Here is a 19,478-nt window from a genome sequence, read left to right as displayed (position 1 = left end):
CCATTCTTGTGTTACGATTTTTGTTGCTCGTGCACACCTTTTTCCATGGCTTTCCAGGCGAGTGTCGCACATTTGATGCGCGCCGGGAATTGTGAAACTCCCTGCAGCGCTTCAATATCGCCCAGATCCAGTGAATCATCATAATCTTTGCCAAGCATCATGTCAGAGAAAGTCTGAGAAAGCCCAAGAGCCGTTTCTACCTCTTTCCCTTTGACCGCCTGGGTCATCATGGATGCTGAAGCCATTGAAATGGAGCAGCCTTCCCCGTCGAACTTGGCATCTTTGACAATGCCGTCTTCTACTTGAAGAGTCAAATGAATGCGGTCTCCGCAAGTCGGGTTGTTCATCTCGATATTGATGCTGTCATTTTCAATGGTCCCTTTATTCCGCGGCGTTTTATAATGGTCCATGATCACGGACCGATACAATTGATCTAAGTTTTTAAAAGACATCGTTGAAATACTCCTTTGCAGAGCGCAATCCTTCTACAAGACGGTCGATATCCGATTCGTCATTATAAAGATAGAAGCTCGCCCGGGCTGTTGCCGATACTTCCAGCCATTTCATCAACGGTTGTGCGCAGTGATGTCCTGCTCGGACAGCAATGCCGCTCATATCTAGCACTGTTGCTACGTCATGCGGATGGACATCATTCAGGTTGAATGTGACGATGCCCGCCCGCTTCGAAGGATCTTTCGGCCCGTAAATTTGAAGGCCGTCAATACCATTCATCTTTTCCATGGCGATTGCCGCCATTTCATGTTCATGCTTCTCAATTTCATCCAAGCCGATTTCACTTAAGAAGTCTATAGCAGCGCCAAGACCAACAGCACCGGCGATAATAGGTGTGCCGCCTTCGAATTTCCATGGAAGTTCTTTCCATGTCGAATCGTAAAGTCCGACGAAATCGATCATTTCGCCGCCGAATTCAACCGGCTCCATGTCATTTAAAAGTGCTTTCTTTCCATATAATACACCGATTCCGGTCGGACCGGCCATTTTATGGCCTGAAAACGCAAAGAAATCACAATCCAATTGCTGGACATCAATCTTCAGATGAGGTGCAGCCTGTGCACCATCAACTACCATCACTGCGCCATGGTCATGTGCGATGCGGGCAACTTCCTTCACAGGGTTCATCGTTCCGAGGACGTTTGATACATAGACCATCGAAACGATTTTTGTCCGTTCAGTAATTGCCGCTTTCACTTGCTCCAGTGAAATGGTGCCGTCTTCTTCAAGTTCGATATATTTCAAAATCGCTCCACGCTCTTTGGCCAATTGCTGCCAAGGAATGATATTCGAATGATGCTCCATATAAGTGATGACAATCTCATCGCCTTCACCCACATTAGCCCGCCCGTAGCTTTGCGCTACGAGGTTGATGGCCGTTGTGGTGCCGCGAAGGAAAATGACTTCCTCCGTGGAATTCGCATTGATGAATTTCTGCACTTTTTCACGGGCGCCTTCGTATTTTTCCGTTGCGCGGTTGCCGAGTGTGTGAACGCCGCGGTGCACATTCGAATTATCGAATTTATAATAATTCTCCAATGCCTCAATCACCTGTACCGGTTTTTGAGAAGTCGCCGCGCTGTCCAGGTAGACTAGCGGATGTCCATTGATCTCTTGATCCAATATAGGAAAATAACTTTTTATCTCTTTATTGATCATTAGCGGACTTTCCTTTCGATAACCTCCGTCAATTGCTTTTTAACGCCTTCAATTGGCAGCACATTTACAACTGGTGCCAAGAAACCGTGAATAACAAGACGTTCAGCTTCCTGTTTTGTAATCCCCCGGCTCATCAGATAATACAATTGAAGAGGATCTACACGGCCGACGGATGCTGCGTGACCTGCAGTAACATCATCTTCATCGATCAATAGAATCGGGTTCGCATCACCACGGGCTGTCGGGCTGAGCATCAATACACGCGATTCCTGCTCAGCATTCGATTTAGTCGCACCGTGTTCGATTTTACCGATGCCGTTGAAGATAGATGAAGCGGAATCTTTCATTACTCCGTGCTTCAAGATCTGGCCATCGGAATTCTTGCCCCAGTGGACAACTTTCGTTGTGAAGTTCTGTTTTTGGCTGCCTCGTCCGACTACCACAGTTTTCGTGTCACCGATCGAGTTGTCGCCAACCAGATGTGTCACGTTTTCCGAGATGGTATCGCCGTCATTCATCAGGCCAAGTGCCCATTCGATTTTCGCATCTCTTCCGGCAACGCCGCGGCGGTTGACGTAAGTCGTAAAGCCTTCAGCCAGAACATCCACTGCGCCGTAGATGACCTGTGCATTGTCTTCTGCGAAGACTTCAGAAACGATATTCGCCAAACCATTCGATTTCGCGACAGTCGAGTAATAGTTTTCCACATAAGTTACTTTACTGCTTGTTTCAGCCACAACGATTACGTGGTTGAATAGCGATGCATCTGCATCATCATGATAGAACACGACTTGAACCGGTTCTTCGATCACGACGTTTCTAGGAACGTAAAGGAAAGCTCCTCCGTTCATCAATGCCGCATGAAGTGCAGTCAATTTATGTTCATCCGCTTTTACACCGTTCGTCATGAAATATTTTTTCACCAGGTCGCCGTGTTCACGAAGCGCTGTAAAGATGTCAGTCAAGATGACGCCTTTAGCAGCAAGATCTTCCGAAACGCGTGAGAATGCTGGTGTATTATTGTGCTGAATATAAAGGTTCTTCTGTTCAAGGTCGACAATCGTACGGATATCCTCTGTCAGATCCTCAATCGAATTAAAAGCGGAACTTGTCACTGTGTGGACCGGATAGTCCGTAAAGTTCCAGTTCAGAATTTTTGTTTTATCTGGTTTAGGAAGCGGCAAAGTTTCCGCTTCTGCAAACGAGCGAAGACGCAGCTCAGTAAACCATGAAGGTTCACCATTCATTTCCGAAAAGGAGCGCAGCTCTTGCTCGGTCATTTTTAAATTTGTTTCAACCGTCATGCCAGTCTCTCCCTTCAATTATGCTTGTCCTACTGTCTCGTCTTCGATGCCCAGTTCCTGTTTGATCCAGTCATAGCCTTCCGCTTCCAGTTTGTGCGCAAGTTCAGCACCACCGGATTTAACAACGCGGCCCTGCATCATAACGTGAACGTGGTCTGGTGTGATGTAGTTCAGCAAACGCTGATAGTGAGTGATGATCAGGCAGCCGAATTCTTCGCCCTTCATCTGGTTGATGCCTTCAGAAACGACTTTCAATGCATCGATATCAAGACCGGAGTCGATTTCGTCCAATACAGCGATTGTCGGTTTGATCATCATCATCTGAAGAATCTCGTTGCGTTTCTTTTCCCCGCCCGAGAATCCTTCGTTCAGGTAACGTTGAGCCATGTCCTGATCCATATCAAGGACTTCCATTTTGCTGTCCAGTTCACGGATGAATTTCATCAATGAAATTTCATCGCCTTCTTCACGGCGTGCATTCATCGCGGAGCGCATGAAGTCAGCATTTGTTACGCCTGAGATTTCACTCGGGTACTGCATTGCAAGGAATAGGCCGGCACGAGCGCGCTCGTCCACTTCCATAGCAAGAACATCTTCGCCGTCCAATGTGATGGAACCGGAAGTCACTTCATATTTAGGGTGGCCCATGATGGCTGATGCCAATGTGGATTTACCCGTACCGTTCGGACCCATGATTGCATGGATCTCGCTTGTATTAATAGTTAAGTTTACACCTTTTAAAATCTCTTTACCTTCGATTTCAACGTGTAAATCCTTGATGACCAAAGTTGACATGTAAATACCTCCATATAGTTAATGTTGAATGGTTAACCATTCTAAATTAGTATCATTCTAATCTTAACCGATATCGACTGCTCTGGCAAATCATAAAACCGCTTCTAAATTAAGTCGGAAAACAATTAAAAAGTCTGGATTTCCTAAGTGGTGAGCTTAACATTCAGCTAAAATCCAGCAAAAAATTCATTTTCAATGAAAAGCATATAAATGAGAATAGATTTCATTGAGTAAAGTGCCTATGCCTGTTCTGCCTTGAATACTATAAGGCAGAACAGCGAACCGATCAATACCAGGAACCATAGATCCCCCTTGCCCTTCATCCACCATAAAAAGCCGGTGCACCAGGCACCGGCTTTCAGCATTTCATATTCATCGATTTTATTAATCACGATGTACTTGGCGCTCCATATGAGACACGATCCGTTGACTATTGTTGTAATCACGTTCTCTGCGCTGTTCCACTTCTACAATCTTTTCCGGGTCATTCTGATACTCGTCAATTCCGTATCCATGTGCACTCCTGAATGCCTGTTCCATCTTTTCAGTATGCTCGATACCGTGTGAATCGATAATAAATCATCCCTTTCAGATTTCGTTTCATTATCAATTATACCCCACTCATACCGGCATAAACGTTGATCGGCACATTCTTTCTAAAATGGACCTATTGTCCCAGTTAATGGAAAATATAAGAAAAAGCCCGGCAATTGCATGCCGGGCTTCCTAATCTATTAATTCACTTCATTCTGGAGGCTGGAAGGAATCAATTCATTTTCAACCAAAAGCGCATTGAAAATTTCATCAGCTTCGCTGAACTTCTCATTGGCAGGTTCAAAAGATGTTTCCTCTTCTGCAAGAGCCCCTGCTTTCAGCTTGTATGATTCCGCGATCAAATCCAAAGCGGATTGAATCTTTTCTTCATTGCCGCTGAGCGATTCCGGAATTTCAATTGTTTCTACAACTGCCACAGTTTCTTCAGCAGAAATCCCTGCCGATTCTTTCAGCTCCGCCAGTTCACTGCCTTCAGGAAGCAAATCTTTTTCCTGTTGCTGCTCGAACATATTCAGCTCGCCGTCCACTTCGTTGATCGCGTTCGGCACAGCCATATAGAATCTCATTAACTCTCTTTTCGCTTCAGTTTTATCTGCAGCCGAAGATTCTCCACCATTGCCGGCGTCTTCCGGTGCCTTTGTTTCATCCGACCCGCAGGCGCTCAAGAATAGTAAGGATGATAAGCCGATGGCCAATAATTTCTTCATGGTATTTCCCCCTCTGTCTAAAGTACTTCGATATATTACCATAGCATTAACGAAGCGTATAGAGAGTTGGAAATAACCGGAATGCAATGAATTCAATCAGTATTCTAAACTTTCCGTCCGTTCGTAAAGCGGTCGACAATGTTAGCCAAAGCTCCGTCGCCGGTTACGTTTGCGGCTGTGCCGAAACTGTCCTGAGCCATATAAAGGGCGATCATCAAAGCAACCATCGTCGGATCGAAATCAAGCATTGAAGTCAGCAATCCAATCGCTGCGACTACAGCCCCTCCCGGTACGCCAGGGGCTGCGATCATCGTAACTCCGAGCATCAGGATGAACGGGAAGAAAGATCCGAAGTCAGGAGTCTGGCCTGTCAAAAGCAAGACACCGATGGAGCATGAAACGAGCGTGATTGTACTTCCTGACAGATGAATCGTTGCGAACAATGGTATGGAAAAATCGGTTATCCGTTCGTCCGCCCCTGTCTTTCGTGCCTGGCGAAGTGTGACAGGAATTGTGGCGGCTGAAGATTGGGTCCCAAGTGCCGTGAAATAAGCCGGCAACATCGTTTTAATCATCTGGAATGGGTTCCGTTTCATCAGAGAACCTGCTGCGCTGTATTGCAGCAGCAGCATCAGCCAGTGGAGGACGATGATCAGAACGAACACCACTCCGAATAGTGAAAGGATTTCCATTACTGCGCCGCCATATGCCATATTCGCAAAGATGCCGAATATATAGAAAGGCAATAACGGAATAATCACCACTGAAATCGTCTTTTCAATGATCGCCTGGAATTCATCGAAGAACGAAGCCATCACTTTACTGCCGGTAGCCGCCATGCCGATTCCCAGCAAGAAAGCAAGGATCAATGCTGACATGACGCCAAATAAGGGAGCCATCTCCAGTTCAATGAAGGTTTTGGCCAAAGCATGCTCCGGATCATCCAGGTTCGCAAGCGTGCGCCCTTCCATGAATCCTGGAAGTATGATCATCGCTGCTGCAAAAGCAAAGACACCAGCCAATACAGTAGAACCATAAGCCACCATTGTTGAAACGCCCAGAAGCCTGCCTGAACCTTTTCCAAGTTTCGCTATTCCGGGTGCGATAAAACCCAGGATGATCAGAGGTACGACAAAATTCAGGAAGTTTCCGAATATCGCCGTGAATGTAGCAAAAACCCTCACCAGATTTTCTGGTGCAAACGAACCGATAAGAACTCCCAATGCAATCGCCACTATGATTCTTGGCAATAAACCAAATTTGATTTTCATGTCCTGTCCTCCCTGGATGTACATATGTTTTTCGTAATAGCTATTAAATTACCACAGATAGGACAATAAGATAAGCCTTTCATCAATACACGAAATATTCCGTTTTTTATATTATTGCAGAAAACCTTTTCCTTCCATAACTAAATATGGCTTATCTTTAAAAATAAAAAAGGCACCCCGGAGGATGCCTTTCAGAGCTGAACGGGTGCCGTCGCTTTTCTTTATTCTCCAGACTCCGGCGACCCAGCTCTTCGGGTCAGAAGTCATTCCAGCTGCTCGGCTGTTGCCGCTCCGCCGTTCCGCCTTATGCCTTTCAGAGCTGAACGGGTGCCGTCGCTTTTCTTTATTGTCCAGACTCCGGCGACCCAGCTCCTCGGGTCATAAATCATTCCAGCTGCTCGGCTGTTGCCGCTCCGCTGTTCCGCCTTATGCCTTTCAGAGCTGAACGGGTGCCGTCGCTTTTCTTTATTCCACAGGAACGACAGAGCCGCCCCATTCTTCCATGATGAAATCTTGAATTTCCTGGGAAGTCAATGCTTCCACTAGTGCTTGAACCGCTTCGCTGTCTTCATCGCCAGAACGGACAGCGATGATGTTGACATACGGTGAATCTGAATCTTCAAGTGCGATTGAATCTTCCTGCGGGCTGATGCCGGCATCAATTGCGTAGTTGGAGTTGATCAGAACTGCATCACCTTCACCTTGCTCGTACATTTGCACCAATAGAGCCGCTTCGTAATCTGTTTCAAATTGCAGGTTTTTCGGGTTATCCGTAATATCACTTACTTCAGCTTTTGTTTTGTCGATGCCTTCTGCCAGTGTGATCAAGCCTTGCGCTTCCAGCATGGACAAGATGCGGCCATGATCTGCTACTGAACTGCTCATCAGGATCGTGCCGTTTTCCGGAAGTTCATCCAATGAATCATATTCCTGTGAATAAACCCCGATCGGCTCGATGTGGATCCCTCCAGCATTTGCGAAATCATAGCCGTTTTCCTCAATTTGTGATTCGAAATACGGGATATGCTGGAAGTAGTTTGCATCTATTTCGCCGGATTCAAGATCCTGGTTCGGGAAAATATAATCCTGGTACGTTTCAATTTCAAGTTCGATGCCCTGCTCTTCAAGAATCGGTTGAACCTGTTCCAAAATTTCTGCGTGCGGCACGTTTGATGCACCCACTTTAATGGACGTCGATTCCGTTTCCCCTGAACTGCCCGAAGTCGTATCAGTTCCTGTTTCGTTGCTGTCGGTACCGCATCCTGCCAATGCCAATACTGCGAATAATGTTCCTGCTGCTAATTTCTTCATGTGTGTAATCTCCTTTTTCTCTAGTGATATTTTTTTATGTTAACGGAAGTTCCGTTATCAGCGTTTGTCAGCTTTTCTTGTTACTGCGTCCCCGATGAATTGGATGATGAATACGATGATCAGGATTAATATGGTGGCCATCAATACAACGTCCGGACGGCTGCGCTGGAAACCGTCCAGAAAGGCCAGTGTTCCGAGACCGCCCGCTCCGATTACACCCGCCATCGCCGTATAGCCAACAAGTGCGATTGAGGTCACAGTGATGCCGGAGATCAATGCGGGTTTTGATTCAGGCAACAGAACTTTCCAAATGATCGTCCATGTCGTTGCCCCCATTGAACGGGCTGCTTCAATCACGCCTTTATCGATTTCCTGGAATGCGATCAATACCAAGCGCGCGTAAAATGGAGCCGCTCCGATGATCAATGCCGGCAATGCCGCATTCGGTCCGCGGATCGTTCCGATCAGGAAGCTCGTAAATGGAATCAGCAAAATGATCAGAATGATGAACGGGATGGACCGGAACACGTTGACGAAAACGCCCGTCAGCCAGTTGACGATTCTATTGGCCCATAATTGCTTCGGCGCTGTCAAAAATAGAATGATGCCGAGGACGATGCCGATCACAAAAGTGAAGAGAGTCGACATCGCTGTCATATACAAAGTTTCTACTGTGGCTTCCCACATTTTTTCCCAGTCGACGTTCGGAAATAATGACTCAATCATTTGCCATCACCTCCGTCTGTACTTTCTCTTGTTCCAGGAACAGGAGGGCATCCGAGATTTCCTGTTTCGAACCTTTCAACTGAAGAACGAGCGTGCCGTATGCACCGCGCTGCGTGTGGGAAATATCGCCCTGCACGATGTTGACTTCAACCGGATAGTGACGGATCAATTTCGTCAGGATCGGCTGTTCCGCCTGCTCTCCGACAAAAATCAGTTTCACCAGTTCACCACTCGGGTAAAGTTCACGCAGATTCTTGATCGTTGCCGCGGAATCTTCAGTTTCCGTGACCTGTGCCACAAAACGTTTCGTGATCTGCTCTTTGGGTGCCTGGAAAATGCTGAGTACATCATCAAGTTCCACAACCCGGCCGCCTTCCATGACAGCGACCCGGTGACAGATTTTCCGGATGACATGCATTTCATGCGTAATCAGGACAATCGTCAATCCCAAGCGTTTATTGATATCAACCAATAGATCCAGGATGGCATCTGTCGTTTCCGGATCGAGTGCCGAAGTCGCTTCATCACAAAGCAGTACTTCAGGGTCATTGGCAAGCGCCCGGGCAATTCCTACGCGCTGCTTCTGTCCTCCGGAGAGCTGCGAAGGATACGCATTCTCCCTGCCGTCAAGGCCGACCAGTTCAACAAGCTCCTTCACTTTTGCCGTCCTTTTCTCTTTGGGCACGCCGGCAATTTCAAGCGGAAATTCAATATTCTCCCGCACTGTACGGGACCAGAGCAGATTGAAATGCTGAAAAATCATGCTCACTTTTTGTCTGGCTTTTCGCAGCTCAGCCCCTTTGATCGCAGTGATCACCTGTCCGTTAATATCCACGCTGCCTGAACTTGGTTTTTCAAGTCCATTCAATAGACGGATCAATGTACTTTTTCCGGCCCCGCTATACCCGATGATGCCGAAGATCTCTCCGTCAGCAATTGATAAATTCACATCATCCACTGCCGTTAAGCTGGCTTTACCGGTATCGAATATTTTCGTTAATTGCTTCAACTCAATCATGGATACACACTCCTGTTTCAAAATAAAAAACCCTTCTGCTCAAAAATGAGCAGAAGGGCATGCGTAAAAATATATACGGAAACCGTTCTCTCATCTTCCAAAGCATTTGCTTTGTGTGACTTGGCACCATTTCACTCGCGTGACGGTTGCCGGGCTTCATCGGGTACTCCCCTCCACCTCTCTGCATAAGAGTTACGTTATTAAGTTCGCTGTTCAGGAATTAAATTTAACACGCCTTCTTTTATTCGTCAACTGTTTTCAACTTTTCATATAAATAAGGCACAGAATGGAAAGCGTAAATCTTTTCTTTCAATTTGCCGTCCTCCGTTATCAATAGGCACGGGACACTTTCCACTTCATACAACGAAGCGATTTCCTGCACATAATTCAAATTGGCTTTCCCGATCTTCAAGCCGGGCATTGCCGCCATCACGACATCGAGCATTTTCGATGCCAGCTGGCACGTTCCGCACATGGGAGTATATAAATAATAGGCGGATACCTTATTTGTATTTTTGGCTTTGGTCCAGTCTTTGTGATTCCATTCTTCCATTATTGTTCATCCTTCGGTTAACAGGTTATTGACCCGGACATTGGCTGCAATCAGAACATCCACAAGAATACGGAGAGGTGTAGTCGCTACTTCCTTATAAGTCCGGTCTATATAATAATGCCGTGCTTCAGGAAACTCGCGTTTAACCAGTTTCCTGAGTTTTTCCCCGGATTTATCCGCATCCACCAGGATGATGATGTCCTGCCCTTCGAACGGCAGCAGCAATTCTTCGAGCCTGGTTGCACTTACTGTACCATTTGTGCAGATAATCGTCACGGATTCTGCAATGAGCGGCGCAATTCTATTCTTATCTGAAATCCCTTCCACCACAATCACTTTTCCCATAAACCAACACCCCGCTGATTCTATAGAATGATATAAGCAGGCAAGATCCCAAATGATCCCAGCCAACTTTCAGGAATGAAAAAAGCGCCGAATTGCAGGCGCTTTCCAGGTATTATTCGTTCGTCATTTCTTTATATTGGTCAGCGTCCATCAATTCATTGATCTCATCTTCAGAAGGTGCTTCGATCACAACCATCCAAGCTTGTTCGTATGGAGATTCATTGACGAATTCAGGGCTGTCTTCCAGTTCAGAGTTGACTTCGACAACTTTACCGCTGATAGGCGCATAAAGTTCTGACACTGTTTTAACTGATTCTACACTGCCGAATGGTTCATTTTTTTTCAGTTCATCACCGACCTGCGGCAATTCAACGAAAACGATATCCCCAAGTTCAGCCTGCGCAAAATGCGTGATGCCGATACGTGCTTTACCGTCTTCAACTTTAACCCATTCATGTTCTTTTGAATAACGAAGTTCTTGTGGTGTGCTCATCCAAACGCCTCCAAAATATGTAGTAGCTTCAACTTCAGTTTGACATAATAGTGGCGCAATTACAAGATTCCAAATCCATTAGGACCAAGTGTTTTTATAATCCTCTTCCTTGAATCCGAGTGTCGCCTTTTTCCCGTCCCATGCAAGCGGCCTTTTGATCAGCATGCCGTTCGAAGAGAGCAATTCCAGCTTTTCATCTTCCGACATTTCGGGCAGCTTGTCTTTCAGCTGCAGCTCACGGTACTGCTGGCCGCTGGTATTGAAGAATTTCTTAATATCAATGCCGCTGCCCTCCACAATCTCCTTCAGTTCATCTTTGGACGGTGGGGTATCGACGATATGAATCGCCTCGAAGTCCACTTCGTTCGCTGTCAGCCATTTCTTCGCCTTCTGGCATGTGCTGCATTTCGGGTACCAATAAAAATCAATCATCATCATAGCCTCCTTCATGTCTCCATCTTATCAAAGCCGGTGATTATGGTCGAAGAAAAAGCGCAGCCTTATTGGCTGCGCTCCATATTGTCCATTTATCAAACGACATATTTTTCAGCTTCGACCAACTTCACAGCTGCTTCGCGTTTTTTCGCGATCACATTGTAAGGCGTTGAACGGGTCAATTTGCGTAATGCTGAAAGCATCATGCGCTGATTGTCTCCCTCGATTGCTGCAATCAATGTTTCTTTCGCATCTTTTTCGATTTTGTCGAAAGCTTCCTGGCAATAAATTTGCGTATAAAGAAGTTTTTGTTTCGCTTTTTCCTCACCTGAAGCGGCAATCGCTTTTTCAGTGCGGAGAACTGCAGATTCCATTGCGAACACATTGCTCACGATATCAGCAATATTCACAAGAACTTCCTGCTCCTGCTCCAATTTCGTGCCGTAAGTTTGCGCCGCAAGGCCAGCCGCCAGAATCGCGATTTTCTTCGCGTTAGTGACCAGGTATTTTTCCTGAGCCAAAGCTTCTGTACCGATTTCTTCAGGCATCATCATCAATAATTCTTCCTGAAGTTTCATTGCGTGCTGCAATAGCGGCAATTCGCCTTTCATCGCTTTTCGCAATAGCGTTCCAGGAACAAGCAGACGGTTGATTTCGTTAGTTCCTTCGAAAATACGGTTGATGCGCGAGTCGCGGTAGATGCGCTCGATTTCGTATTCCTGCATGAAGCCGTAACCACCGTGCAATTGAACGCCTTCATCGACGATATAATCCAATGTTTCAGTTCCGAAGAATTTATTCATCGAGCATTCGATTGCGAATTCAGCGATTGAATCAGCTACCAGCTTCCCGTTTGCATGCTCTTCGTCCGTGAATCCGCTCATACGGTCTTCGAACAAACCGACAGTACGGTAAACAGAGCTTTCAAGTGCATACAATTGAGATGCCATCGTCGCCAGTTTTTCACGTGTCAAGTTGAAAGATGAAATTGGCGTCTTGAACTGCTGGCGCTGGTTTGTGTAAGGAATCGTGATCTCCATCGCGCGTTTTGAAGCTCCGATTGTGCCAACTCCCAATTTATAGCGGCCGATATTCAGGATGTTGAAGGCGATGATGTGTCCGCGTCCCGCTTCACCCAACAGGTTTTCAACAGGCACTTCTGCATCTTCAAGGATCAATGTGCGAGTCGAAGATGATTTGATCCCCATTTTCTTCTCTTCCGGTCCAACGGAAACGCCAGCGAATTCGCGCTCAACGATGAATGCAGAGAACTGCTCTCCGTCGATTTTCGCGTAAACAACGAATACGTCAGCGAAACCAGCGTTTGTAATCCATTGTTTTTCACCGTTCAGGATGTAATGAGTTCCTGCTTCGTTCAATTTAGCAGTTGTTTTTGCTCCAAGTGCATCAGAACCGGAACTTGGCTCAGTCAATGCGTAGGCAGCGATCATTTCACCCGTTGCAAGGCGCGGCAGGTAACTTTGTTTCTGCTCTTCGTTACCGAAAAGGACGATCGGCAATGAACCGATACCGACATGTGCTCCGTGAGTGATCGAGAATCCGCCCGCTTTGGACATTTTTTCCGCAATCAAAGCGGAAGCGATTTTATCAAGCCCCAAACCGCCGTATTGTTCAGGAACATCAGCGCCTAATAATCCAAGGTCGCCTGCTGTTTTCAAAAGGCGTACGGAGTGTTCGAATTCGTGGTTTTCAAGGTTTTCGACAACCGGCATCACTTCTGTGTTTACGTAATCCTCAGTTGTCTTAGCAATCATCTTATGTTCTTCCGTGAAATCCTCCGGTGTAAATACGCGTGACAAATCTGCGTCTCCTAGTAAAAAGCTTCCGCCTTTGATCAATGTTTTTGATTCTGACATTTTATATTCCTCCTATTTTTAATCTGCTCGGAAGATTTCGCTGCAGGCGGACGCTTTCCGCGGGGAGCTGCCTGAGCCTCCTCAGTCGCGTTGCTCCTTGCGGGGTCTCAGGACTCGCTCTTGCTCCCGCAGGAGTCGCCGTCTTTCGCTTCATCTTCTTGCAAATCTGCGTTCTGTTATTCAGGTATTGTTATTTGAAAATGTCCTACAGCATTTCAAAGACGCCTGCCGCGCCCATTCCTCCGCCGATACACATTGTGACTACGCCGAATTGTTTGCCCTGGCGCTTCAGTTCACTCATCATGCGGATTGTCAGGATTGAACCGGTTGCACCCAGTGGATGGCCAAGCGCGATCGCTCCGCCGTTCAGGTTCACTTTATCGATATCGAGGTTCAGTTTTCTGATGACCGCAAGTGACTGGGAAGCAAATGCTTCATTCAATTCCCATACATCGATGTCTTCAATTGTGAGTCCCGCAAGCTTCAACGCTTTTGGAATCGCTTCGATCGGCCCGATCCCCATTACTTCCGGCGGTACGCCGCCAGTAGCGAATGAACGGAATTTTGCAATCGGTTTTAATCCCAATGCTTCCGCTTTTTCACGGTCCATGACAAGCAGCGCGCCTGCGCCGTCGGATGTCTGGGAGGAGTTGCCCGCTGTAACAGACCCGCGGGCTGAGAATGCTGAACGTAATTTGTTCAAAGTCTGGATGGAGGTGCCATGACGGACGCCTTCGTCCATTTCGAACATTGTAGTTTTTTCCTGATATTTATTGTTCTCATCGACAAAACGCTTTGTCACTTCAACTGGCACAATCTCGTCCACGAAATGGCCTTTTTCAATGGCCGCTGCCGCTTTCTCATGTGAGCGGACAGAAAAAGCATCCTGGTCTTCACGGCTGACGCCGTATTGGGTCGCGACCTGTTCCGCTGTATGTCCCATGCTCATATAGTATTGAGGAGCCGTTTCCGCCAATTTCGCGTTCGGGCGGATGACATTCCCCATCATCGGCACCATGCTCATCGATTCCACACCGCCGGCGATGATCGCTTCCGCATGGCCCACCATGATGCGTTCCGCTGCGTAGGCGATTGTCTGAAGGCCTGAGGAACAGAAACGGTTGACTGTGACAGCCGGCGTCGTATCTGGCAAGCCTGCCAACGCTCCGATGTTGCGGGCGATATTCATGCCCTGTTCCGCTTCCGGCATGGCACAGCCCATGATCAAATCATCTATCGGGCCGTCGTATCCGCCTGCCCGTTTTAATGTTTCCCGTACAGCGAGTGCACCGAAATCATCCGGCCGCACTGATGCAAGAGAACCTTTTTTCGCTTTTCCGACCGGTGTTCTGGCACTGGCCACGATTACTGCTTCGCGCATATTATTTCCTCCTTTAATATCTTTCCATCAATTGCGCAGCGGTTTGCCTTTTACGAGCATATGCTGCATGCGCTGCTGCGTTTTCGGCTGAGCCACTAAGCTCAGGAATGCCTGGCGCTCAAGGTCCAGCAAATATTGCTCATCCACTTTCGTGCCATAAGGGACCTTTCCTCCTGCCAGTACAAATGCCAGTTTCTGCGCAATTTTCAGATCATATTCGCTGATGTAGCCCGACAGGAACATCCCTTCGGCCCCCAGCAATAAAGTCGCGTATCCCGGTTCACCGGTAACAGGCACTTTTTCACGTTTCGGCGCCTGGTAGCCGTTTTCATATAATGATAAGGCAGCCTGTTTTGCATCATAGATCAGATGGTCGCTGTTGACGCTGATGCCATCCACAAAGTTCAGGAAGTTGTTTTCACGCGCTTCTTCCGCAGAAGTCGAAACTTTTGCCATGGCAATCGATTCGAAAACTTTGCTTGCGACATTCTGCAAATCGAAGTCGATGCCATTCGGCATGCCTTTCAAATGCTTCATATAGAGTTCCTTGTTTCCGCCGCCGCCCGGGATCAGCCCGACGCCTGCTTCCACTAAGCCCATATAAGTTTCCATCGAAGCCTGGATGTGTGCTGCCGGCAACGCCACTTCCGCTCCTCCGCCGAGAGACATGCCGAATGGTGCTGCCACTACCGGCTTAGAGCTGTATTTGATTTTCATCATCGCGTTCTGGAACGTTTTGATCGTGAAGTCGAGTTCAAAAATATTATCATCCTGAGCTTCCATCAGAATCATGCCGAGGTTTGCGCCGACACAGAAATTCTTGCCTTGGTTGCCGATGACAAGCCCTTTATAATTCGCTTCCACTTCATCAATCGCGAAGTTGATCATCTGCATGATATCCAGGCCAATCGCATTTGACTGCGAGTGGAATTCCAGTAATGCGATGCCGTCTCCAAGGTCGATCAGGCTTGCACCTGCATTCGATTTGATGACGCCGTGTTTTTTCTTATAGCGCTTCAGGTCAATCACTTTTTCATTGACCGGCACAGCTGTGTACGCTGAACCGTTGAAGAAATGAAGATCGCCGTCCACTTCTTTATAGAAGGTTTCGTTTCCGCTGTCGATCAAACTCTGGGCGAACGCCGGAATTTCAAGTCCTTCTTCCTTCATTTTTTCAATGGATTTCTTCACTCCGATTGCGTCCCAGATTTCAAAAGGTCCCTGGTTCCAGCCGAAGCCCCATTTCATTGCGTTGTCGATCGCGACGATATCGTCTGCGATTTCACCGTTTAATTGTGCAGAATAACGAAGAACCGGTGCGAGGATATTCCACAATAATTCACCCGTGCGGTCATCAGCATAAACAAGTGTTTTCATCTTCGCTGAAAAGCCTTTTTGGGCTTTCGCCATTTCCTGTGAAGGCGTTTTCAATTTACCGGCAGCGCGGTACTCCAGAGTTGCCGGATCCAGTTCAAGGATTTCCTTATCTTTCTTCAGGAAGAATCCTTGTCCTGACTTAGCTCCCAGCCAGCCATTCTCGACCATCTTCTTCATGAATTCAGGAGCTTCGAAGACCTTTTGCTCTTCGCCTTCCGTTTGGTCGTAGACGTTTTTCGCCACATGCATGAACGTGTCCAGGCCTACCACATCAAGTGTACGGAAAGTCGCTGATTTCGGACGCCCAATCAATGGTCCGGTTACGGAATCCACTTCACCGATCGAATAGCCCCGGTTCTGCATTTCACGTAAAGTCACAAGCAAACCATATGTTCCGATGCGGTTGGCAATGAAGTTCGGCGTGTCTTTTGCGATAACTACACCTTTCCCCAGTACATCTTCGCCGAAAGCCGTCATGAACTCGACCACTTCAGGAGCTGTCGTTGCCGCAGGAATCACTTCCAGAAGCTTCAAATAGCGTGGCGGATTGAAGAAATGAGTGCCGAGGAAATGTCTGCTGAAATCATCTGAACGGCCTTCTGCCATCGCGTCGATCGAAATGCCCGATGTGTTGGAAGATACGATCGTTCCCGGCTTTCTTACAGCATCTATCTTTTCATATAATGATTTTTTCACATCAAGATTTTCGACAACCACTTCAACAATCCAGTCGACATCTGCCAGTTTTTCCATGTCGTCTTCAAGGTTGCCCGCTGTGATAAGATCTAAATTCTTTTTGGCTGTCAGAGGAGCCGGTTTCTGTTTCAGTAATTTTTGGATGGATGTTGAAGCAATTCGGTTGCGAACCGCACGGTCTTCCAATGTCAGACCTTTAGCTTGTTCCGCTTCTGTCATTTCACGTGGAATAATATCCAGTAATAATACCGGAATCCCTATATTTGCAAGATGCGCTGCAATGCCTGAACCCATGACACCGGACCCGATTACAGCTGCTTTTCTAATTTGGTATGCCACTAGCAAACCCTCCTCATATTTTTTGAATGAATCCTCATTCATTTTTATGATAAAAAAAATAGAACGTTCTCTATATCCTTTAGTGTAAGTTATTTTCCTTTTTTTCGCAATATTTAATCGTTATATTTTTTGCCCGCCAGGATTCTTTTCTTTGCGAAATAAGCGATGACAGGTACACTATATATGTTGAGCCTGGTCGCTCATTCACTACTATTATAGAAACAGCAGGGGGAAAATTTATGAAACCGATCCATACAACTGAAGATTTCCAGACAATCATTTCCGGAGATAAACCGGTTATCGTCAAGTTCCAAGCTGGCTGGTGCCCGGATTGCACCCGCATGGATATGTTCATCGATCCGATCATCGAAGAATATAATAATTATCAATGGTTCGATGTGAACCGCGACGAACTTCCTGAAATTGCAGACCAATATGAAGTTATTGGCATCCCGAGCTTGCTGATCTTCAAAAACGGCGAAAAAACGGCGCATCTCCACAGCGCAAATGCAAAATCTCCTGAAGATGTAACGGGCTTTTTAGCAGCACAACCGGAATAGGCTTCTGCCTATTCTTTTTTTATTGTCTAAACCAGGTACCTGTCCGAAACCTCTGATGCTCTTATTCCTCTTCTCTTTTACTTCCCCTGCACGGGCACTTCCGCTCCTCTTATTGTATAATAAAAATATTAAATAGAATGAGGTGTCACCATGGACCATCAGAAAGAAATCAGTGAATTGAAAGACCTTGTAAAATATTATGAGATGGTTATAAAAAATATGTCCGCTCCTATCATTCCTTCGATCGTGCCGAAGACGATCCTGATGCCGATTGCCGGAATCATTTCATCCGAGCGTTTTGAACTGATCCGCAATAAAGCACTTCAGCATGCCGGGGAACACCGGGAAACGGAATGTGTCGTTTTTGACTTTACCGGCGTCCAGTCCGAAGATGTTCAGACTTTCGATTACAATGAGCTGGCGAACGAATTGACAGCGCTGAACAATTCCCTGAAGCTGATGGGCCTTCGCCCGATCTATGTCGGATTCAATCCGCGCTTCGTCCGTGAAATCGTTCACGCCGGCATCCAGGTGGACCTGGAAGTCTATCAGTCCTTCCGTGCCGCTTTGAAAGAATTATTGAATGAAAAAGACGAAAGCCTGTCTTCAAAATAACGCTGACCATGAACGGAGGCGAACGCGTTGAAAGTCCTGCTGCCATTTGAAGGCATGTCCCAGTATGACCTTGCGATTGATGATAAATTACAAGGTTCCGCATGCGGGCCGGTGACGGCGGCAGCCATTCACCGCTTCCATGAAAAGTCCGAACTCGCGGTCAACGCCGTATATAAATTGCTTGGTGCAACTTCGATCGGCCTGTTCACCTGGAGGCTGATGCGTAATTTCCGGAAGCTCGCCGGCAACGATTACCGGCTGGAAAAAACCCGTTCGATTTCCGAAGTGAAACAGGAACTGGTGGAAGGCCGGCCACTGGCAATGAAATTCGACCGCTATTTCACATTCCGCTGGTTTTCCAAACCAATGTTCAACTACCACTGGGTTCCGGTCATCGGCTTTGAAGAAAAGGACGGGGACGTCATCCTGTACTTCCATGACAACGGAAAAAGAAACCGCCCGAGTGAAATCCGGACAGTTTCCTATATGTCTCACCGCTCTTATCTGAGCTTCGTCAAAATCATTCCGGTAAATCCGGATTGATTTTTTTATATGCTTTTTTCCAGCTGGCGTGCCAGCAGATTCAATTGCAGGTCTTCGCACAGGCGGATATGGTCCGGCGTGTATTTTGGAACGGCAATTTGATCCAACGGAATATCAAGTTCGATATCACATTTGATCTCTGCCAATTCTTTGGACAGGAGAAGCATCTGTTTATTCTCTTCGATTTTTTTCCTTTGCGCCGGCTTGAGTTCTTCGATAGCCACAAGCACACCCTCCGTCGAACCGTATTTCTGGATCAGCTGCAATGCCGTCTTCGGCCCGATCCCTTTGACACCCGGGTATCCGTCACTTGCGTCCCCCATAAATGCTTTGACATCTGCAAACTGGGCAGGTGCTATGCCGTATTCTTCGCGGAAACGCGCTTCGGTATACTCATCGTATATATGGAATCCTTTTTTCATGAACGCGATTTTGACGGAAGGCTTCAGCAATTGCAGCATATCCTTATCACCTGTGATGATGGTGAAGTCGACTTCATCTTCCCACTGCTTCGTGAACGAGCCGATGAAATCATCCGCTTCGATCCCTTTCTCCCCGAAGTTTTGCCACCCCAATTGTTCAGATACTGTTTTCGCCAGATCGAATTGGTGGAGCATATCTTCAGGCGGCGCCGGCCGGTTCGCTTTATAGCCATCGAACATATCCGTCCGGAACGTATGCGCACCCATATCCCAGCACACGGCCATATGCGTCGGCTTCATCATGGTTTTCGCAGCGAGCACGTGGCGTGTAAATCCCTGTACCCCATTTGTCGCGAGCCCTTCGCTTGTTCTGAAATACTGGCCGACAGCTGAAGTCGCAAAAAATGACCGGAACAATAAAGCCATGCCATCCACCAATAGTACATGCGGTCTTTCATTCATCTAAATCCTCACCCTTCAATAG

General features: G+C 47.0%; 22 protein-coding genes and 1 riboswitch. Of the genes, 3 read left to right on the top strand and 19 right to left on the bottom strand.

Annotated elements, in window-relative coordinates:
- Positions 1 to 11 precede the first annotated feature (11 nt).
- The 18 genes from sufU to IQ294_RS12010 form a co-directional block, all read right to left on the bottom strand.
- A complete protein-coding gene (sufU, locus tag IQ294_RS12095) occupies positions 12 to 452 on the bottom strand; it encodes a Fe-S cluster assembly sulfur transfer protein SufU (protein ID WP_203334312.1) in 441 nt (146 codons plus the stop codon).
- Positions 442 to 1,671: a cysteine desulfurase gene (locus IQ294_RS12090; protein WP_203334311.1), complete on the bottom strand. Its 1,230-nt coding sequence runs from the start codon at positions 1,669 to 1,671 to the stop codon at positions 442 to 444. The genes sufU and IQ294_RS12090 overlap by 11 nt, the downstream gene beginning before the upstream one ends.
- Complete coding sequence (gene sufD, locus IQ294_RS12085; protein WP_203334310.1) at positions 1,671 to 2,975, bottom strand: Fe-S cluster assembly protein SufD; 1,305 nt, start codon at positions 2,973 to 2,975, stop codon at positions 1,671 to 1,673. The genes IQ294_RS12090 and sufD overlap by 1 nt, the downstream gene beginning before the upstream one ends.
- An 18-nt stretch (positions 2,976 to 2,993) precedes the next feature.
- Positions 2,994 to 3,776 carry a Fe-S cluster assembly ATPase SufC gene (sufC, locus tag IQ294_RS12080; protein ID WP_349291358.1) on the bottom strand — a complete coding sequence of 261 codons (783 nt, stop codon included), beginning with the start codon at positions 3,774 to 3,776 and terminating at the stop codon, positions 2,994 to 2,996.
- Positions 3,777 to 4,009: 233 nt separating this feature from the next.
- The gene (locus IQ294_RS12075; RefSeq protein WP_203334308.1) at positions 4,010 to 4,162 is read right to left on the bottom strand and encodes a hypothetical protein; all 153 of its coding nucleotides are present in this window, start codon (positions 4,160 to 4,162) and stop codon (positions 4,010 to 4,012) included.
- Positions 4,155 to 4,310, bottom strand: a complete 156-nt coding sequence (locus IQ294_RS16535) for a YuzK family famiily protein (protein WP_489884381.1) — start codon at positions 4,308 to 4,310, stop codon at positions 4,155 to 4,157. Before IQ294_RS16535 ends, IQ294_RS12075 begins: the two co-directional genes overlap by 8 nt.
- Before the next feature lie 194 nt (positions 4,311 to 4,504).
- The gene (locus IQ294_RS12065) at positions 4,505 to 5,032 is read right to left on the bottom strand and encodes a hypothetical protein (RefSeq protein WP_203334306.1); all 528 of its coding nucleotides are present in this window, start codon (positions 5,030 to 5,032) and stop codon (positions 4,505 to 4,507) included.
- Positions 5,033 to 5,136: 104 nt separating this feature from the next.
- Positions 5,137 to 6,303 (bottom strand): dicarboxylate/amino acid:cation symporter, encoded by a 1,167-nt coding sequence (locus tag IQ294_RS12060; RefSeq protein WP_203334305.1) that lies wholly within the window; start codon positions 6,301 to 6,303, stop codon positions 5,137 to 5,139.
- Between the two features lie 465 nt (positions 6,304 to 6,768).
- Complete coding sequence (locus tag IQ294_RS12055; protein WP_203334304.1) at positions 6,769 to 7,614, bottom strand: MetQ/NlpA family ABC transporter substrate-binding protein; 846 nt, start codon at positions 7,612 to 7,614, stop codon at positions 6,769 to 6,771.
- A gap of 57 nt (positions 7,615 to 7,671) precedes the next feature.
- On the bottom strand, positions 7,672 to 8,340 hold the full coding sequence (locus tag IQ294_RS12050; protein WP_203334303.1) for a methionine ABC transporter permease: 669 nt from the start codon (positions 8,338 to 8,340) through the stop codon (positions 7,672 to 7,674).
- Complete coding sequence (locus IQ294_RS12045) at positions 8,333 to 9,358, bottom strand: methionine ABC transporter ATP-binding protein (protein WP_203334302.1); 1,026 nt, start codon at positions 9,356 to 9,358, stop codon at positions 8,333 to 8,335. The genes IQ294_RS12050 and IQ294_RS12045 overlap by 8 nt, the downstream gene beginning before the upstream one ends.
- A gap of 87 nt (positions 9,359 to 9,445) precedes the next feature.
- A riboswitch (SAM riboswitch) is annotated at positions 9,446 to 9,550 on the bottom strand.
- A 49-nt stretch (positions 9,551 to 9,599) separates the two neighbouring features.
- Positions 9,600 to 9,911 (bottom strand): thioredoxin family protein, encoded by a 312-nt coding sequence (locus IQ294_RS12040; RefSeq protein WP_203334301.1) that lies wholly within the window; start codon positions 9,909 to 9,911, stop codon positions 9,600 to 9,602.
- Positions 9,912 to 9,917: 6 nt separating this feature from the next.
- On the bottom strand, positions 9,918 to 10,256 hold the full coding sequence (locus IQ294_RS12035) for a toprim domain-containing protein (protein ID WP_203334300.1): 339 nt from the start codon (positions 10,254 to 10,256) through the stop codon (positions 9,918 to 9,920).
- Positions 10,257 to 10,368: 112 nt separating this feature from the next.
- Positions 10,369 to 10,749 (bottom strand): glycine cleavage system protein GcvH, encoded by a 381-nt coding sequence (gcvH, locus tag IQ294_RS12030; protein ID WP_203334299.1) that lies wholly within the window; start codon positions 10,747 to 10,749, stop codon positions 10,369 to 10,371.
- A 78-nt stretch (positions 10,750 to 10,827) separates the two neighbouring features.
- Positions 10,828 to 11,184 carry an arsenate reductase family protein gene (locus IQ294_RS12025; protein WP_203334298.1) on the bottom strand — a complete coding sequence of 119 codons (357 nt, stop codon included), beginning with the start codon at positions 11,182 to 11,184 and terminating at the stop codon, positions 10,828 to 10,830.
- Positions 11,185 to 11,279: 95 nt separating this feature from the next.
- The gene (locus IQ294_RS12020; protein WP_203334297.1) at positions 11,280 to 13,061 is read right to left on the bottom strand and encodes an acyl-CoA dehydrogenase FadE; all 1,782 of its coding nucleotides are present in this window, start codon (positions 13,059 to 13,061) and stop codon (positions 11,280 to 11,282) included.
- A 205-nt stretch (positions 13,062 to 13,266) separates the two neighbouring features.
- A complete protein-coding gene (locus IQ294_RS12015) occupies positions 13,267 to 14,442 on the bottom strand; it encodes an acetyl-CoA C-acetyltransferase (RefSeq protein WP_203334296.1) in 1,176 nt (391 codons plus the stop codon).
- 27 nt (positions 14,443 to 14,469) lie between these two features.
- Positions 14,470 to 16,854: a 3-hydroxyacyl-CoA dehydrogenase NAD-binding domain-containing protein gene (locus IQ294_RS12010; RefSeq protein ID WP_203334295.1), complete on the bottom strand. Its 2,385-nt coding sequence runs from the start codon at positions 16,852 to 16,854 to the stop codon at positions 14,470 to 14,472.
- Between the two features lie 239 nt (positions 16,855 to 17,093).
- Here IQ294_RS12010 and IQ294_RS12005 point away from each other — a divergent pair, with 239 nt between their 5' ends.
- The 3 genes from IQ294_RS12005 (at position 17,094) to IQ294_RS11995 (ending at position 18,572) form a co-directional block, all read left to right on the top strand.
- On the top strand, positions 17,094 to 17,414 hold the full coding sequence (locus IQ294_RS12005) for a thioredoxin family protein (RefSeq protein ID WP_203334294.1): 321 nt from the start codon (positions 17,094 to 17,096) through the stop codon (positions 17,412 to 17,414).
- A gap of 150 nt (positions 17,415 to 17,564) precedes the next feature.
- On the top strand, positions 17,565 to 18,029 hold the full coding sequence (locus tag IQ294_RS12000) for an STAS domain-containing protein (RefSeq protein ID WP_203334293.1): 465 nt from the start codon (positions 17,565 to 17,567) through the stop codon (positions 18,027 to 18,029).
- 27 nt (positions 18,030 to 18,056) lie between these two features.
- Positions 18,057 to 18,572, top strand: a complete 516-nt coding sequence (locus IQ294_RS11995; protein WP_203334292.1) for a cysteine peptidase family C39 domain-containing protein — start codon at positions 18,057 to 18,059, stop codon at positions 18,570 to 18,572.
- A gap of 5 nt (positions 18,573 to 18,577) precedes the next feature.
- Here the strand turns inward: IQ294_RS11995 and IQ294_RS11990 are convergent, their stop codons facing one another.
- The gene (locus tag IQ294_RS11990) at positions 18,578 to 19,456 is read right to left on the bottom strand and encodes a 5'-3' exonuclease (protein ID WP_203334291.1); all 879 of its coding nucleotides are present in this window, start codon (positions 19,454 to 19,456) and stop codon (positions 18,578 to 18,580) included.
- Positions 19,457 to 19,478: the final 22 nt, after the last annotated feature.

The organism is Planococcus beigongshangi, from assembly GCF_016820495.1.
GTDB lineage: Bacteria > Bacillota > Bacilli > Bacillales_A > Planococcaceae > Planococcus > Planococcus beigongshangi.
The sequence above is the reverse complement of the archived record's forward strand: the minus strand, read 5'-3'. Positions and strand labels throughout refer to the sequence as shown.

Excerpts from the sequence above, each read along its gene's own strand:
- IQ294_RS16535 (WP_489884381.1), bottom strand. The coding sequence starts at position 4,310 with ATGGAACAGGCATTCAGGAGTGCACATGGATACGGAATTGACGAGTAT.
- IQ294_RS12000 (WP_203334293.1), top strand. The coding sequence starts at position 17,565 with ATGGACCATCAGAAAGAAATCAGTGAATTGAAAGACCTTGTAAAATAT.
- IQ294_RS12045 (WP_203334302.1), bottom strand. The coding sequence starts at position 9,358 with ATGATTGAGTTGAAGCAATTAACGAAAATATTCGATACCGGTAAAGCC.
- sufD (WP_203334310.1), bottom strand. The coding sequence starts at position 2,975 with ATGACGGTTGAAACAAATTTAAAAATGACCGAGCAAGAGCTGCGCTCC.
- gcvH (WP_203334299.1), bottom strand. The coding sequence starts at position 10,749 with ATGAGCACACCACAAGAACTTCGTTATTCAAAAGAACATGAATGGGTT.
- IQ294_RS12020 (WP_203334297.1), bottom strand. The coding sequence starts at position 13,061 with ATGTCAGAATCAAAAACATTGATCAAAGGCGGAAGCTTTTTACTAGGA.
- IQ294_RS12035 (WP_203334300.1), bottom strand. The coding sequence starts at position 10,256 with ATGGGAAAAGTGATTGTGGTGGAAGGGATTTCAGATAAGAATAGAATT.
- IQ294_RS12015 (WP_203334296.1), bottom strand. The coding sequence starts at position 14,442 with ATGCGCGAAGCAGTAATCGTGGCCAGTGCCAGAACACCGGTCGGAAAA.
- IQ294_RS12050 (WP_203334303.1), bottom strand. The coding sequence starts at position 8,340 with ATGATTGAGTCATTATTTCCGAACGTCGACTGGGAAAAAATGTGGGAA.
- IQ294_RS12040 (WP_203334301.1), bottom strand. The coding sequence starts at position 9,911 with ATGGAAGAATGGAATCACAAAGACTGGACCAAAGCCAAAAATACAAAT.
- IQ294_RS11990 (WP_203334291.1), bottom strand. The coding sequence starts at position 19,456 with ATGAATGAAAGACCGCATGTACTATTGGTGGATGGCATGGCTTTATTG.
- IQ294_RS12055 (WP_203334304.1), bottom strand. The coding sequence starts at position 7,614 with ATGAAGAAATTAGCAGCAGGAACATTATTCGCAGTATTGGCATTGGCA.
- IQ294_RS12065 (WP_203334306.1), bottom strand. The coding sequence starts at position 5,032 with ATGAAGAAATTATTGGCCATCGGCTTATCATCCTTACTATTCTTGAGC.
- IQ294_RS12005 (WP_203334294.1), top strand. The coding sequence starts at position 17,094 with ATGAAACCGATCCATACAACTGAAGATTTCCAGACAATCATTTCCGGA.
- sufU (WP_203334312.1), bottom strand. The coding sequence starts at position 452 with ATGTCTTTTAAAAACTTAGATCAATTGTATCGGTCCGTGATCATGGAC.
- IQ294_RS12025 (WP_203334298.1), bottom strand. The coding sequence starts at position 11,184 with ATGATGATTGATTTTTATTGGTACCCGAAATGCAGCACATGCCAGAAG.
- IQ294_RS12060 (WP_203334305.1), bottom strand. The coding sequence starts at position 6,303 with ATGAAAATCAAATTTGGTTTATTGCCAAGAATCATAGTGGCGATTGCA.
- IQ294_RS12090 (WP_203334311.1), bottom strand. The coding sequence starts at position 1,671 with ATGATCAATAAAGAGATAAAAAGTTATTTTCCTATATTGGATCAAGAG.